Consider the following 14,177-nt stretch of genomic DNA (forward strand, 5'->3'; position numbering starts at 1 on the left):
TGTCTGTTGGGGCACTAGCTACCCGAGCGCCCGTGGACGTACTCCGTCGGGATGACCGGTTCTCCGCGCGACAACTGCGTCGCCGACAGCGGCAGCCCGGCCCGGGCGGCCGTGTGCCGGTCGCGTACGACGTCCAGCGGTTCCCGCGCGACGACCTCGCCGCCCTTGACCAGCTCGACGAGCAGCTGCCTCTCGACGAGTTCGCCCGGCACCGGCCCGGTGCCGACGACCTCGGCCTCCGCGACCCCGTGCTCGTCCAGGCGCCGGGCGGCCCACTTGCGGCCGCCGACGGACGTCTTGCCGCCGGTCGACTTCTTCGCCACCGGCACCAGCGGGGCCTTCGGGTCGGCGGACTCGGCGCGGGCGACCAGCTTGTAGACCATCGCGGCCGTCGGGTGCCCGGAGCCGGTCACCAGCTGGGTGCCGACGCCATACGCGTCCACGGGGGCCACCGCCAGCGAGGCGATCGCGTACTCGTCGAGGTCCGAGGTCACGATGATCCGCGTGTTCGTGGCGCCCAGCTCGTCCAGCTGGTCCCGTACCCGGTGCGCGACGAGCAGCAGGTCGCCGGAGTCGATGCGCACCGCGCCCAGCTCGGGCCCGGCGACCTCGACGGCCGTCCGGACGGCCTCGGTGACGTCGTAGGTGTCCACGAGCAGCGTGGTGCCCCGGCCGAGGGAGTTCACCTGGGCCTGGAAGGCGTCCCGCTCCTGGTCGTGCAGGAGGGTGAAGGCGTGGGCGGACGTGCCGACCGTGGGGATGCCGTACCGGAAGCCGGCCGCCAGGTCGGAGGTGGTGGTGAAGCCGCCGACGTAGGCGGCGCGCGCGGCGGCGACCGCGGCGAGCTCGTGGGTGCGGCGGGCGCCCATCTCGATGAGGGGGCGCTCGCCCGCGGCGGAGGACATCCGCGAGGCGGCCGCGGCGATCGCCGAGTCGTGGTTGAGGATCGAAAGGATCACGGTCTCCAGGAGCACGCACTCGGCGAAGGAGCCCTCGACCCGCATGATCGGCGAGCCCGGGAAGTACACCTCGCCCTCGGGGTAGCCCCAGATGTCACCCGAGAAGCGGTAGGAGGCGAGCCAGTCCAGAGTCTCGTCGTCGACGATGCCGCCGTCGCGCAGGAAGCCGAGGACGTCCGCGTCGAAACGGAAGTTCTCGACCGCGTCCAGCACCCGGCCGGTGCCCGCGACGACGCCGTAGCGGCGCCCCTCCGGCAGCCGCCGGGTGAAGACCTCGAACACGCTGCGCCGTTCGGCGGTACCCGCCTTCAAGGCGGCCTGCAGCATCGTGAGCTCGTACTGGTCCGTGAAGAGCGCTGTCGAGGGAACGTCCACCGGCAGCCCAAGATCCGCTGTGTTCATGGCAACAGATGCTACCCCCATTTGTGTCAGTGTGACGATTTGTGGCGTGCGTGGCAGCATGGCCATGTGACGTCACCCGCTCCCGTAGAGATCGAACGCACCGAGTCGGCGGAAGAGGTCTTCGCCGTCCCCGAGCCGGACGTTCCCTGGGTCACCATCGTCCACAACGACCCCGTCAACCTCATGAGCTATGTGACGTACGTCTTCCAGTCGTACTTCGGCTACTCCAAGGACAAGGCCACCAAGCTCATGCTCGACGTCCACCACAAGGGCCGGGCCGTCGTCTCCAGCGGCAGCCGCGAGGAGATGGAGCGCGACGTGCAGGCGATGCACGGCTACGGCCTGTGGGCCACCCTCCAACAGGACCGGAAGTAGCGATATCCCCTGATGTCAGGACAATTCGAACCGCTCCCCGGCGGCGGCGCGGCCGTCGCCCTCGACGACGTCGAGATCTCCATCATCCGGTCGCTGGCCGCCCAGCTCCTGGAGCTCATCGGCCCCGGCCCCGCCGAGGACGCCCCCGACGACCCGCTCGCCGAGCTCTTCGCCGACGGCCCGAGCGAGCCGCCCGCCGACCCGGTCCTGATGCGCCTCTTCCCGGACGCCTACAGCGACCCCGAGGGCACCCCGGGGCCCAAGGAGACCGAGCAGCAGCGGGCGTACTCCTCCGAGTTCCGCCGCTACACCGAGAACGACCTGCGGGCCGGCAAGCGCGAGAACGCGTTCGCGGTGATCCGCACGCTGGACGAGCTCAGCCGCGCGGGCGGGTCCGTCCTCAAGCTGTCACCGGAGCAGTCCCAGCAGTGGCTCGGCGCCCTCAACGACCTGCGCCTGGCGATCGGGTCCCGGCTGGACATCGCGGCCGAGGAGGACACCGACCTCCTCTACCGACTGCCGGACGAGGACCCGCGCAAGCCGATGGTGATGGCGTATCTGTGGCTCGGAGGGCTCCAGGAGACCCTCGTTTCGACACTCATGCCCTGACTTGTGAGGGTTCTGTGTTCGCTCAGAGGACACTCAAATCCGGATAACGATCGCGTCACCGTGACGGACACCTATGCCCCTCCAGGGTGGCTTTTGTCCAACTCTCCCTGTGTGCTGCGCCACACGTCGCTCAGGCGATCATCATTGCGGCCGTGATAAATCTTCACGACCGCCCGGCGAACACCACCCGAATGTTCGGCCGGGTGCGCCACCGAGCCGGCGGATCGCCGGCCAGGCACGAGCGGGCCGCGAGGCCCGCTCAGCTCCATCAGTCCGGGGGGATCGGAACCCGATCCGAGGCCGACGAGAGGCCCGGTTCGGCATGGAGGAAGGCGCACCACACATGACCTCAGCGCAGGTCGACACGGAGAAGACCCCCGAGGGAGAGGGATACGAACGCGGGCTCGGCAGCCGCCAGGTCCAGATGATCGCCATCGGCGGCGCCATCGGCGTCGGCCTCTTCCTGGGAGCCGGGGCGAACATCGCCAAGGCCGGACCCAGCCTCATCTTCATGTACGCCCTCGCGGGCGTGATCATCTTCTTCATCATGCGGGCGCTCGGCGAGCTCCTGCTCTACCGCCCGGTCTCGGGCTCCTTCGCGGAGTACTCCCGCGAGTTCCTCGGCCCGTTCTTCGGCTACTTCACCGGCTGGACGTACTGGCTGATGTGGGTGGTCACCGGCATGGCCGAACTGACGGCCGCCGCCATCTACGTCAACTACTGGTTCCCCGACATCCCGCGATGGGTGACCGCCCTGGTCTTCCTGGTGATCCTCTTCGGGGTCAACCTGATCTCCGTGAAGGTCTTCGGCGAGCTCGAGTTCTGGTTCTCGATGGTCAAGGTCACCGCCCTCATCGGCATGATCGTCATCGGCCTGGGCGTCCTCACCTTCGGCTTCAGCAGCGCCGGTGACACCGCGGCCGTCTCCAACCTCTGGGCCTTCGACGGCTTCTTCCCCAAGGGCGTCGGCTCGTCCCTGATGACCCTGCAGGGCGTCATGTTCGCCTACCTCGCCGTCGAACTGGTCGGCGTCACGGCCGGCGAGTCCGAGGACCCCGAGAAGACCCTCCCCAAGGCGATCAACACCCTGCCCTGGCGCATCGCGCTCTTCTACGTCGGTGCCCTCACCGTCATCCTGTGCGTGGTCAAGTGGACCGAGTTCGCACCGGGCGTGAGCCCCTTCGTCGAGGCCTTCGCGAAGATCGGCATCCCGGCGGGCGCCGCCATCGTGAACTTCGTCGTGCTCACCGCCGCCCTGTCGTCCTGCAACTCCGGCATGTACTCCACGGGCCGCATGCTGCGGAACCTGGCCGAGAGCGGCGAGGCCCCCGCGGCCTTCAAGAAGCTGTCCTCGACGAAGACCCCCGCCGTCGGCATCACCGTCTCCGTGCTCTTCATGGGCATCGGCGTGATCCTCAACTACATCGTCCCGGAGAAGGCCTTCGGCTACGTCGTCTCCGTCGCCACCGCGGCCGGCATCTGGACCTGGCTCATGATCCTCATCAGCCACGTCCTGTACCGCCGCGCGGTCGTGGCCGGCCGCCTGCCCGCCTCGCCCTTCCCGGCGCCGGGCGGCTCCAAGTGCAGCTACGTCGCGATCGCCTTCCTGCTCTTCGTCACCGGCCTGATCGCGTACGACGCCGACGCCCGCGTCTGCCTCTACGTGATGGCCGGCTGGTTCACCGCCCTGGCCATCGGCTGGCGGATCCTGAAGAGCCGCGACCCGCACATCGCCGAGCGCGGCGGCGAACCGGAGTTCGAGAAGGTCGGCTGACCCCTCCGCTCACGATGTGGGCCGCCCCGTACCACCCTCCGGTACGGGGCGGCCCTTCTGTTTATGCTGACCAGCATGCTGACCATCACCCAGGCCCTGTTCGACCAGATCGTCGCCCACGCGCGCGAGGACCACCCCGACGAGGCGTGCGGCGTGGTCGCGGGCCCGGAGGGCACCGGCCGCCCCGAGCGCTTCATCCCGATGCTGAACGCCGCCCGCTCGCCCACGTTCTACGAGTTCGACTCGCAGGACCTGCTCAAGCTCTACCGCGAGATGGACGACCGCGACGAGGAGCCGGTGGTCATCTACCACTCCCACACCGCGACCGAGGCCTACCCCTCCCGCACGGACATCTCCTACGCCAACGAGCCGGGCGCCCACTACGTCCTCGTCTCCACGGCCGACACCGACGAGGCGGGCCCCTTCCAGTTCCGGTCGTTCCGGATCGTGGAGGGCGAGGTGACCGAGGAGGAGATCAAGGTCGTCGAGGCATACTGACCGCCGTATGCCCGCGAACAACTCGCCGTATCGGAGATGGTGTTGACGCAGCGGCCGAACCCACGGCGCCCCACCCTGCAGGACGTCGCCCGCCGGTCGGGCGTTTCCAAGTCCACGGTGTCACGAGTAATCAACGACGAGCCCAAGGTGCGCGCCGAGGTCGCCGACCGCGTCCGGGAAGTGATCAGTGAACTCGGCTACGTCCCGAACCAGGCCGCCCGCCAACTGGTCACCCACCGCACCCACGCGATCGCGGTCGTGGTGACCGAACCCGACAACCGGCTCTTCCTCGACCCCTTCTTCGACTGCCTCCTGCGAGGCATCCGCAGAGAGCTCGCCCAGCACGGCGCCCAGGCGGTCCTGCTCTTCCTGGACGAGGCGGACGACTACCCGCGCGTGGCCGACTACCTCGGCGGCGGCCACGTCGACGGCGCCATCGTGTTCTCCCTGCGTCCCGGCGACGGGCTGCACGAGATGATCGACCGGATCGGCCTGCCCGCCGTCTTCGGCGGCCGGCCGCTGCTGCGCGACGGCGACAGGGCGCACCGCCACGCCCACGTCGACGGCGACAACCGCGGGGGAGCCCGGCAGGCCGTCCAGCACCTGGTCTCGCTCGGCAGGACACGCATCGCGACCGTCACCGGCCCCTACGACCAGGAGACCTCCGCCGCCGACCGGCTCGCCGGCTACCGGGACGTCCTCCCCGACGCCCCGCCCGACCTGACCGAACGGGCCGACTACACCCGCCAGGCCGGCGCCGACGCCATGGCCGCCCTCCTCGGCCGGCGCCCCGACCTGGACGCCGCCTTCGTCGCCTCCGACCTCATGGCCTCCGGCGCCCTGCAGACCCTGCGGGCCCACGGACGTCGCGTGCCCGAGGACGTGGCCGTCGTCGGCTTCGACGACCTCACCGGCATCACGGAATCGACCGACCCGCCCCTGACCACCATCCACCAGGACGTCGACGGCATGGGCCGCCTGATGGCTCGCCTGCTCTTCGACGCCGAGCGGATCAAGGCCCCCGCCACCGTCGTCGTACCGACCCGCCTCGTCCTGCGCGGGTCCGCCTGAACAGTGCGGTCTCACTCCCCGGCCGGAAACCGTCCGGAATGTGGGATCACATTCCGGGACCCCGACCGGGAATCGATACGATGACCCCATGGTTTCCCACGACGTGAGCGAAAAGACGCCGGGCATGCTGCTCGTGGCGCGGCTGCACGTCGACCTGTGCAGGCTCGCCAGCGCCATCTGTTGACGCTGCCCTGCCGCCGTACGGCCGTGAGCCGCGGCGCCTGACCCGCACCACCCCCGCTGTACAGCGCTGCCGCGCGCCCACCGACCAGACACCTTCCGACAGGAGCCCACAGCCATGGCCATCGAGGTCCGCATCCCGACCATCCTCCGCCAGTACACCGACGGCCAGAAGGCCGTGGAGGGCACCGGGGACACCCTCGCCGAGCTCTTCACCGACCTCGAGACCCGGCATGCGGGCATCCAGGCCCGCATCGTGGACGGCGGGGAACTGCGCCGCTTCGTCAACGTCTACCTGAACGACGAGGACGTCCGTTTCCTCGACGGCATCACCACCAAGCTCACCGACGGCGACAGCATCACGATCCTGCCGGCCGTGGCCGGCGGCATGGTCTAAGGCCCGCTGCCCCCCATGCGCTACGACTCCCCGCTGGCCGCGGTGGGCAACACCCCCCTGGTGCGCCTGCCGCGGCTCTCGCCGTCCGCCGACGTCCGCATCTGGGCGAAGCTGGAGGACCGCAACCCGACCGGCTCCGTCAAGGACCGCCCCGCCCTGCACATGATCGAGCAGGCCGAGAAGGACGGCCGCCTCACGCCCGGCTGCACCATCCTCGAGCCCACCTCGGGCAACACCGGCATCTCCCTCGCCATGGCCGCCAAGCTCAAGGGCTACCGCATGGTCTGCGTGATGCCCGAGAACACCTCACAGGAACGCCGCGAACTCCTCGGCATGTGGGGCGCCGAAATCATCCCGTCGCCCGCCGCCGGCGGCTCCAACACCGCCGTACGGGTCGCCAAGGAGCTCTCCGCCGAACACCCCGACTGGGTGATGCTCTACCAGTACGGCAACCCGGACAACGCCGGCGCCCACTACGCGACGACCGGCCCCGAGATCCTGGCCGACCTCCCCTCGGTCACCCACTTCGTCGCGGGCCTCGGCACCACCGGCACCCTCATGGGCGTCGGCCGCTACCTCCGCGAGAACAAGCCGGACGTCAAGATCGTCGCCGCCGAGCCGCGCTACGACGACCTCGTCTACGGGCTGCGCAACCTCGACGAGGGCTTCGTACCGGAGCTGTACGACGCCTCCGTCCTGACCACCCGCTTCTCCGTCGGCTCCGCCGACGCGGTCACCCGCACCCGCGAGCTCCTCCAGCAGGAGGGCATCTTCGCGGGCGTCTCCACCGGCGCCGCCCTGCACGCGGCGATCGGCGTCGGCAACAAGGCCGTCAAGGCCGGCGAGGGCGCGGACATCGTGTTCGTCGTCGCCGACGGCGGCTGGAAGTACCTGTCCACGGGTGTCTACACGGCGGCCACCACGGAAGAGGCCATCGAAACCCTCCAGGGCCAGCTCTGGGCCTGAGCCCTTGACGGGCTTAAGCGCTTGAGCAGCCCTTACGCAGCCAGGTGACGGACCTGGTCCCACAGGACCGGGTCCACCACCCCCACCCTCCGCCGGAACTCCCGCACCGGCACCTCGCGCAGCTCGTCCGTCTCCAGGAAGCTCGCGCGCCCGTGGGCGTCGCCCACCGACCCCGGCGGCAACGGGATCACCCCGGCCCGCTCGTCGCGGCCCTTGCTGGTGATCTTCGCGACGGTCGCCCGCTCACCGTGCACCACCAGCACCAGACAGGGCCGGTCCTTACTCCCGGGCCCGTCCTCGTACGGCACGTTCGCCCACCAGATCTCCGCAGGCCGCGGCCGCGCCCCGCCGCGCCCGCGCGGCCCCGCCGGCCGCCCCGGCGGACGCGTCCGCCGCCCCGGCGGACGCGTCCGCCGCCCTGCCGGACGCCGGCCGCGCCCCCAGCCGTCGACGAGCGTGGCGACCACCGCGAGCAGTACCACCGCGGCGAGCGCGAGCCAGGACGTATCCATGGGCCCGACGTTACCGGCGTGCGATCACCTCTGCGCGCCCTTCCTGTGCGCCGCACGCCCCCGGGTCCAGCCGAACCGGTGACACCACAGGTGAGTTCCCCCACAACAGCCCCTGGTGGAGGAGCGACCATGAGTTTTGCGCCTTACGCTCGACGGACCGCACGACCCCCGTCTCCTTCCCAGAAAAGTTCCCGCCAGCGGAGGTTTCTGCTTTATGAAGCTCACCGTCGTCGGCTGCTCGGGGTCGTTCCCGTCCGCGGAATCGGCCTGCTCGAGCTACCTCGTCGAGGCCGACGGCTTCAGGTTGCTTCTCGACATGGGCAACGGTGCCCTTGGCGAGCTGCAGCGCCACTGCGGTCTCTACGACCTCGACGCGATCTTCCTCAGCCACCTGCACGCCGACCACTGCATCGACATGTGCGCGTACTTCGTCGCGCGCTACTACCGCCACGACGGCGGCCGCTGCGACCCGATCCCGGTCTACGGCCCCGAAGGCACCGAGCACCGCCTCACCACGGCCTACGCCGACACCCCCACCGCCTCCTCTATGAGCGAGGTCTTCGACTTCCACACGGTCAAGCCGTCCACCTTCGAGATCGGCCCGTTCACGGTCCACACCGAACGCGTGGCCCACCCCGTGGAGGCGTACGGCATCCGCGTCGAGCACGCCGGGAAGTCCCTGACGTACTCCGGCGACACCGGCATCAGCCCGGCCCTGGACGAACTCGCCCGCGAAGCCGACCTGTTCCTGTGCGAGGCCGCCTTCACGCACGGCAAGGAGAGCATCCCCGACCTGCACCTCAACGGCCGCGAGGCGGGCGAGACGGCGAGCAGGGCAGGAGCCCGCCGCCTGATCCTCACCCACATCCCCCCGTGGACCGACCCCCAGACCAACCTGGCCGACGCCCGCGCGGTGTACGACGGCCCGGTGGAACTGGCGGCGCCGAGGAAGTCGTACGAGATCTGAAGCTCTGTGCGCGCGAAGGCCCCGGAACCTGTCGGGCGGATCCGGGGCCTTCGTCGTGCCGTGTGGCTGCGTACCGTACGCCTGCTACAGCCGAGGTCTCACGCCTTGGTGAGGTCCTCGACCTCCTCCTCGGGCTCGCGGCCCGGGGTGGGGAGATCGAACTTGGTGATGGCGAAGCGGAAGACCGCGTAGTAGATCGCCGCGAAGACCAGGCCGATCGGGATGATCAGCCAGGGCTTGGTGGCGAGGTTCCAGTTGAGGGCGTAGTCGATGAAGCCCGCGGAGAAGTTGAAGCCCGCGTGGACTCCCAGCCCCCAGGTGACGGCCATGGACACAGCGGTCAGCACCGCGTGGATCACGTACAGGAGCGGGGCGATGAACATGAACGAGAACTCGATCGGCTCGGTCACACCGGTCACGAAGGACGTCAGGGCGAGCGAGACCATCATTCCCGTCACGGCCTTGCGGCGCTCGGGGCGAGCCGTGTGCGCGATGGCCAGCGCGGCAGCCGGCAGACCGAACATCATGATCGGGAAGAAGCCGGACATGAACATCCCGGCGGTCGGGTCGCCGGCGAGGAAGCGGCCGTAATCGCCGTGGAAGACCTGGCCGGCGGCGTCGGTGAAGTCACCGAGCTGGAACCAGGCCACCGTGTTCACGAACTGGTGCATGCCGACGGGGATCAGCGCACGGTTGATCAGACCGAAGAGGGCGGCACCGAAGGAGCCCAGGCCGGTCATCCACTCGCCGAAGTTCCCGATGCCCTCGCCGATGGGCTCCCAGACCAGACCGAAGAAGACACCGACGACGATGCCGACGAAGGCCATGATGATCGGAACGAGTCGACGGCCGTTGAAGAAGCCGAGCCAGTCGACCAGCTTCGTACGGTGGAACCTCTGCCAGAGGACGGCGGTGAGGAGACCCATGATGATGCCGCCGAGGACACCGGGGTTGTTGTAGGTCGCCGCTATGTCCGCGCCCTTGGTGACCTTGGCGCCGGTCACTGGGAAGGCTTCGAGGACCTTGCTGTAGACCAGGAAACCGACCAGCGCGGCGAGGGCGGTCGAGCCGTCGGACTTCTTGGCGAAGCCGATGGCCACACCGATGCAGAAGAGCATCGGGAGGCTGCCGGTAATGGCGCCGCCCGCCTTGTCGAAGACCAGGGCGACCTTGTCCCAGCCGAGGCCGTCGGCCCCGAAGACGTCCGGCTGGCCGAGACGGACTATGAGGCCCGCCGCCGGCAGTACGGCGATCGGGAGCTGTAGGCTACGGCCGACCTTCTGCAGGCCCTGGAAAAGGCCGGATCCCCGCTTCTTCGCGGGGGCCGCCGTAGCGGTGGCGGAACTCATGCTTCCTCCATCGGGTGGTGGTCTACACCACTCAGTGGTGTAGACCTGTTCTAGCACGATGAAGGACGCATAAGGAACCCGCGATTCCCGTGACCGGAAAGCTACTGTCGGCTACCTCTCCGGCCGACCGTTCGCACCGCCGCCTACCGCGTCGCGCGCACTCCTGAATCGGCCCCCAGAGCTCACGGTTTGTCGGCTGCCTGTCAAGTGGTGTAGACCAACTGCGGGCGATTTCGACGCCGCGGCGCCATCCGTCCGGATGCGCGGCACGATCGCTCGCGAAGGCGAGCCAACTGTGGGTTACTGCGACAAAGCGGTTCGGATCAGGGAGAGAAAGAACATGGCCACCAAGGCTGAGAAGATCGTTGCCGGGCTCGGCGGCATCGACAACATCGAAGAGGTCGAAGGCTGCATCACCCGCCTCCGCACCGAAGTCGTCGACGCCAGCAAGGTCGACGAAGCCGCCCTGAAGGCCGCCGGCGCCCACGGCGTCGTCAAGATGGGCACCGCCATCCAGGTCGTCATCGGCACCGACGCCGACCCCATCGCCGCGGAAATCGAAGATTTGATGTGAGTCCGCGCGCCCGCCAAAGGCCGCGCGCTCACCCGGCAGGGGCCCATTCCCACCACGGGACGGGCCCCTCCCCCCTGTACGGCTAGGCTCAACACCATGTCTCGAATCGACGGCCGCACCCCCGAACAACTCCGCCCGGTCACCATCGAACGCGGCTGGAGCAAGCACGCCGAAGGATCCGTCCTCGTCTCCTTCGGCGACACCAAAGTCTTCTGCACCGCCTCCGTCACCGAAGGCGTCCCCCGCTGGCGCAAAGGCAGCGGCGAAGGCTGGGTCACCGCCGAGTACTCGATGCTCCCCCGCGCCACCAACACCCGCGGCGACCGCGAATCCGTCCGCGGCAAGATCGGCGGCCGCACCCACGAGATCAGCCGCCTCATCGGCCGCTCCCTGCGCGCCGTCATCGACTACAAGGCCCTCGGCGAGAACACCATCGTCCTCGACTGCGACGTCCTCCAGGCCGACGGCGGCACCCGCACCGCCGCGATCACCGGCGCCTACGTCGCCCTCGCCGACGCCATCACCTGGGCCCAGGGCAAGAAACTCATCAAAGCCGGCCGCCAGCCCCTCACCGGAACCGTCAGCGCGGTCTCGGTCGGCATCGTGGGAGGCGTCCCCCTGCTGGACCTCTGCTACGAAGAGGACGTCCGCGCCGAGACCGACATGAACGTCGTCTGCACCGGCGACGGCCGCTTCGTCGAGGTCCAGGGCACCGCCGAAGCCGAACCCTTCGCCCGCGACGAACTCAACGCCCTCCTCGACCTCGCCGTCGCCGGCTGCACCGACCTGGCAGCCCTCCAGCACAAGGCACTTGATAGCGTCCTCGAAAAGTAAAGGACGCACCAAGAAGGACGGCCACAGGGCGCAACCCCGCCGACCGTCCTCGCGTCACTACCGGTACGGGCGTACGGCTCACCGCCGTGCGCCCGGCCAGCACGAGGGCCGGCCAGGACACGACCTGGGGCCCTGCCAACGGAGGGAACAGATCCATGGCCGCGAGCCGACGCCGCCCAAGTCGCCGAATCGCCATCGTCGCCGCGGTGGCCGCCGTCGGACTGACGACCGGCCTCACCACCGGCTGCGACGCCGTCAGCAAGGCACTGGACTGCGTCCAGACCGCCGACGCCATCGCCGACAGCGTCACCGACCTCCAACAGGCCGTGGAGAGCGCGTCGAACGACCCGACGCAGCTCGAGGAGTCCCTCAACTCCATCGACAAGAACCTCGACGAAATCGGCGACAAGACCGACAACGCCGACGTCAACAAGGCCGTCGACGACCTCGGCGCGGCAGTCACCAACGTCCGCACCTCCGTCGAGAACGGCGACAACACCCCCGACCTCAGCCCGATCACGGACGCGGCGGGCGAACTGACGAAGGTCTGCACGCCGTAGGTCAGCCGGGAAACCGGGAAGCAGCGAGGGCCATGGGGCCGGGATACTGAACCCCATGACCCGCCTGATCCTCGCCACCCGCAACGCCGGAAAGATCACCGAACTCCGCGCGATCCTCGCCGACGCCTCCCTGCCCCACGACCTCGTCGGCGCGGAGGCGTACCCCGACATCCCCGACGTCAAGGAAACAGGCGTCACCTTCGCCGAGAACGCCCTGCTCAAGGCTCACGCCCTCGCCCAGGCAACCGGCCTGCCCGCCGTGGCCGACGACTCCGGCCTCTGCGTGGACGTCCTCAACGGCGCCCCCGGCATCTTCTCCGCCCGCTGGGCCGGCCGCCACGGCGACGACAAGGCCAACCTGGACCTCCTCCTGGCCCAGCTCTCCGACATCGCCGACGAACACCGAGGCGCCCACTTCGCCTGCGCGGCGGCGCTGGCCCTGCCGGACGGCACGGAGAGGGTGGTCGAGGGCCGGCTCCGAGGCGTACTCCGCCACACCCCGGTGGGCACGAACGGCTTCGGCTACGACCCGATCCTCCAGCCGGAGGGGGATACGCGGACGTGCGCCGAGCTGACCGCGGAGGAGAAGAACGCGATCAGCCATCGGGGGCAGGCGTTCAGGGGGTTGGTGCCAGTGGTGCGGGAGCTGTTGGGCTGATAACGGCGAAGGCCCACCCGGCACTGGGTGGGCCTTCGAATCAAAGGTGTGCGGCCGGAGGGACTCGAACCCTCAAGGGATTTCTCCCACAACATCCTAAGTGTTGCGCGTAGGCCAGTTCCGCCACGGCCGCCCGCGCGCTCATGCTACCCGGCGAGGCGGCCTCGTAGTCGAGGACTTGAGGCCCTGCGGCCGCCTCGGCACCAGGTGCTGGTGATCGCGTGGCAGTTGGGGCACAGCAACCGCAGGTTCTCTTGTCGGTCGTCGCTCCAGTCACCGTTGATGTGATCGACCTCCAGGGTCATGGGCTTGCCCAGCCACTCGGGACCCGTTCCGCACTCGGCGCACTCCTCAGGCACGCCCACCTCCAAGAGCGCCCTGCGCAGCAGGTGGGTTTTTGTCCGGCGGGTGCCGTCATGCTGGACCAGGATGTCCCCGGCCCGCCTGAGGGGCACAGTCCCTTGCCCGCCGCGTTGATGTGCCTGCCCCAGGAAGTGAGAGGTGTCGAGACCATCCTCAGCCACCCAGTAGCGGAGCTGAGCGCGCAACCTGCTGTTGTAGGGCTCCATCCCCAGAGCGCGGAGCGTACTCGCGGTGGAGGTTGCTCCCTCGACCGCTCGGCGCAATTCGTCGGTGGCTGGTCTGGCAGGAGCTTGGCTCACCCGCCTCTGGCGGGGCATGTGCGAGACATCGATCCCGAAGTGGTCGAAGCGCCGGAAGAGATGACGGCGAAGTTGGCCGTATGGCCGGGTGCCGAAGTAGGCGATGACCTCGTCGATGTCGGAACACCGCACTGCGGCTTCGGCCAGACGTTCCCGGGTGTACTTCATGCCGCTGCTCATGAAGCCCTGCCTTTGCCGCGACCCCGGTAACTGTCTGTTGTCGAGTGACAGTTGGGGCACAGAAACCGCAGATTCTCGATGCGGTTGTCGCGCCAGTTTCCGTCGATGTGGTCGACCTCCAGGGAGAGCGGGTGCCCTCGCCAAACCCCTTCCGTGCCGCACATGGCGCATCGCTCCGGCATGCCCGTCGTCGTCAATGCCCACCTGAGCCGATCGCTCGGGATGCGCCGGGCCTGGCCGGTCGGTTGCATGACGAGTAGCCCCTCCGGCGTTCGCGGGCGCCATGCCTTGCCCCGCTGTGTCGGTACCTGGAAGTGCGATGTGTCGATGCCGTACGCCTTGATCCGGCGGCTGATGTGCGTGTGGTGTCCGCTGACCGCCACGAGCCCGAGGCGGCGCAGTACCTCGCACATGTTCGTCGAGGCTGAGACCGCTGCCTGAAGGACTCCCTTGGTCCATCGCACCCCTTCACGCTCGAAGTGCGAGACATCCACGCCCAGCTTCTTCATCCGCTCGAAGATGTACCGCCGCGTCGAGCTCCGCGGATCCACCCCTAGCCTCTCCAACGCCTCCGACAACGTCCGCGCCCCCCGAGCAGCCTCCTCCAGCCGCTCCTTCGGATACGCACTGGTCCCCATCGATCCCCTCCG

Annotated in this window: 18 protein-coding genes and 1 tRNA gene; 13 read left to right on the forward strand and 6 right to left on the reverse strand. The window is 69.0% G+C overall.

Features of this window, described 5'->3' with window-relative positions:
• Positions 1 to 14: 14 nt before the first annotated feature.
• Positions 15 to 1,361, reverse strand: a complete 1,347-nt coding sequence (locus KUM49_RS22520; protein ID WP_217238705.1) for a nicotinate phosphoribosyltransferase — start codon at positions 1,359 to 1,361, stop codon at positions 15 to 17.
• A gap of 66 nt (positions 1,362 to 1,427) precedes the next feature.
• Here KUM49_RS22520 and clpS point away from each other — a divergent pair, with 66 nt between their 5' ends.
• From clpS to KUM49_RS22555, 8 genes are all read left to right on the forward strand, one after another.
• The gene (gene clpS / locus KUM49_RS22525) at positions 1,428 to 1,736 is read left to right on the forward strand and encodes an ATP-dependent Clp protease adapter ClpS (protein WP_053749283.1); all 309 of its coding nucleotides are present in this window, start codon (positions 1,428 to 1,430) and stop codon (positions 1,734 to 1,736) included.
• A gap of 12 nt (positions 1,737 to 1,748) precedes the next feature.
• Positions 1,749 to 2,345 (forward strand): DUF2017 domain-containing protein, encoded by a 597-nt coding sequence (locus tag KUM49_RS22530; protein WP_217238706.1) that lies wholly within the window; start codon positions 1,749 to 1,751, stop codon positions 2,343 to 2,345.
• 343 nt (positions 2,346 to 2,688) lie between these two features.
• Positions 2,689 to 4,119 carry an amino acid permease gene (locus KUM49_RS22535; RefSeq protein ID WP_217238707.1) on the forward strand — a complete coding sequence of 477 codons (1,431 nt, stop codon included), beginning with the start codon at positions 2,689 to 2,691 and terminating at the stop codon, positions 4,117 to 4,119.
• 75 nt (positions 4,120 to 4,194) lie between these two features.
• Positions 4,195 to 4,617: a Mov34/MPN/PAD-1 family protein gene (locus KUM49_RS22540; protein ID WP_217238708.1), complete on the forward strand. Its 423-nt coding sequence runs from the start codon at positions 4,195 to 4,197 to the stop codon at positions 4,615 to 4,617.
• A 36-nt stretch (positions 4,618 to 4,653) separates the two neighbouring features.
• Complete coding sequence (locus KUM49_RS22545; protein ID WP_217238709.1) at positions 4,654 to 5,688, forward strand: LacI family DNA-binding transcriptional regulator; 1,035 nt, start codon at positions 4,654 to 4,656, stop codon at positions 5,686 to 5,688.
• Between the two features lie 88 nt (positions 5,689 to 5,776).
• Positions 5,777 to 5,872, forward strand: a complete 96-nt coding sequence (locus tag KUM49_RS50745) for a putative leader peptide (protein ID WP_019759525.1) — start codon at positions 5,777 to 5,779, stop codon at positions 5,870 to 5,872.
• A 114-nt stretch (positions 5,873 to 5,986) separates the two neighbouring features.
• Positions 5,987 to 6,265: a MoaD/ThiS family protein gene (locus tag KUM49_RS22550; protein WP_217238710.1), complete on the forward strand. Its 279-nt coding sequence runs from the start codon at positions 5,987 to 5,989 to the stop codon at positions 6,263 to 6,265.
• Between the two features lie 15 nt (positions 6,266 to 6,280).
• On the forward strand, positions 6,281 to 7,231 hold the full coding sequence (locus tag KUM49_RS22555) for a PLP-dependent cysteine synthase family protein (RefSeq protein ID WP_217238711.1): 951 nt from the start codon (positions 6,281 to 6,283) through the stop codon (positions 7,229 to 7,231).
• A 32-nt stretch (positions 7,232 to 7,263) separates the two neighbouring features.
• On the opposite strand, the gene KUM49_RS22560 is transcribed toward KUM49_RS22555, so the two are convergent.
• Positions 7,264 to 7,743 carry a type II toxin-antitoxin system PemK/MazF family toxin gene (locus KUM49_RS22560; protein ID WP_217238712.1) on the reverse strand — a complete coding sequence of 160 codons (480 nt, stop codon included), beginning with the start codon at positions 7,741 to 7,743 and terminating at the stop codon, positions 7,264 to 7,266.
• Positions 7,744 to 7,957: 214 nt separating this feature from the next.
• Between KUM49_RS22560 and KUM49_RS22565 the strand changes: the two genes are divergently transcribed.
• Positions 7,958 to 8,710 carry an MBL fold metallo-hydrolase gene (locus tag KUM49_RS22565; RefSeq protein WP_217238713.1) on the forward strand — a complete coding sequence of 251 codons (753 nt, stop codon included), beginning with the start codon at positions 7,958 to 7,960 and terminating at the stop codon, positions 8,708 to 8,710.
• Between the two features lie 98 nt (positions 8,711 to 8,808).
• On the opposite strand, the gene KUM49_RS22570 is transcribed toward KUM49_RS22565, so the two are convergent.
• Entirely contained in the window at positions 8,809 to 10,059 is a 1,251-nt protein-coding gene (locus KUM49_RS22570) for a PTS transporter subunit EIIC (RefSeq protein WP_217238714.1), read from the reverse strand.
• 340 nt (positions 10,060 to 10,399) lie between these two features.
• Here KUM49_RS22570 and KUM49_RS22575 point away from each other — a divergent pair, with 340 nt between their 5' ends.
• The 4 genes from KUM49_RS22575 to rdgB all read left to right on the forward strand — a co-directional run bounded on the left by KUM49_RS22575 (position 10,400) and on the right by rdgB (position 12,685).
• The gene (locus KUM49_RS22575; RefSeq protein ID WP_152775393.1) at positions 10,400 to 10,633 is read left to right on the forward strand and encodes a glucose PTS transporter subunit EIIB; all 234 of its coding nucleotides are present in this window, start codon (positions 10,400 to 10,402) and stop codon (positions 10,631 to 10,633) included.
• A 96-nt stretch (positions 10,634 to 10,729) separates the two neighbouring features.
• Complete coding sequence (gene rph, locus KUM49_RS22580; protein WP_217238715.1) at positions 10,730 to 11,467, forward strand: ribonuclease PH; 738 nt, start codon at positions 10,730 to 10,732, stop codon at positions 11,465 to 11,467.
• A gap of 155 nt (positions 11,468 to 11,622) precedes the next feature.
• Positions 11,623 to 12,027, forward strand: a complete 405-nt coding sequence (locus KUM49_RS22585; protein ID WP_217238716.1) for a hypothetical protein — start codon at positions 11,623 to 11,625, stop codon at positions 12,025 to 12,027.
• 55 nt (positions 12,028 to 12,082) lie between these two features.
• The gene (gene rdgB / locus KUM49_RS22590) at positions 12,083 to 12,685 is read left to right on the forward strand and encodes an RdgB/HAM1 family non-canonical purine NTP pyrophosphatase (RefSeq protein WP_217238717.1); all 603 of its coding nucleotides are present in this window, start codon (positions 12,083 to 12,085) and stop codon (positions 12,683 to 12,685) included.
• Between the two features lie 49 nt (positions 12,686 to 12,734).
• Here rdgB and KUM49_RS22595 read toward each other — a convergent pair.
• The 3 genes from KUM49_RS22595 to KUM49_RS22605 form a co-directional block, all read right to left on the reverse strand.
• A tRNA-Leu gene (locus KUM49_RS22595) sits at positions 12,735 to 12,818 on the reverse strand.
• Positions 12,819 to 12,831: 13 nt separating this feature from the next.
• Complete coding sequence (locus KUM49_RS22600; protein WP_217238718.1) at positions 12,832 to 13,527, reverse strand: HNH endonuclease signature motif containing protein; 696 nt, start codon at positions 13,525 to 13,527, stop codon at positions 12,832 to 12,834.
• Positions 13,524 to 14,165, reverse strand: a complete 642-nt coding sequence (locus tag KUM49_RS22605) for an HNH endonuclease signature motif containing protein (RefSeq protein WP_217238719.1) — start codon at positions 14,163 to 14,165, stop codon at positions 13,524 to 13,526. The genes KUM49_RS22600 and KUM49_RS22605 overlap by 4 nt, the downstream gene beginning before the upstream one ends.
• Positions 14,166 to 14,177 lie beyond the last annotated feature (12 nt).

Source organism: Streptomyces sp. AC555_RSS877, assembly GCF_019049245.1.
In the GTDB taxonomy this organism is placed as follows: Bacteria; Actinomycetota; Actinomycetes; order Streptomycetales; family Streptomycetaceae; genus Streptomyces.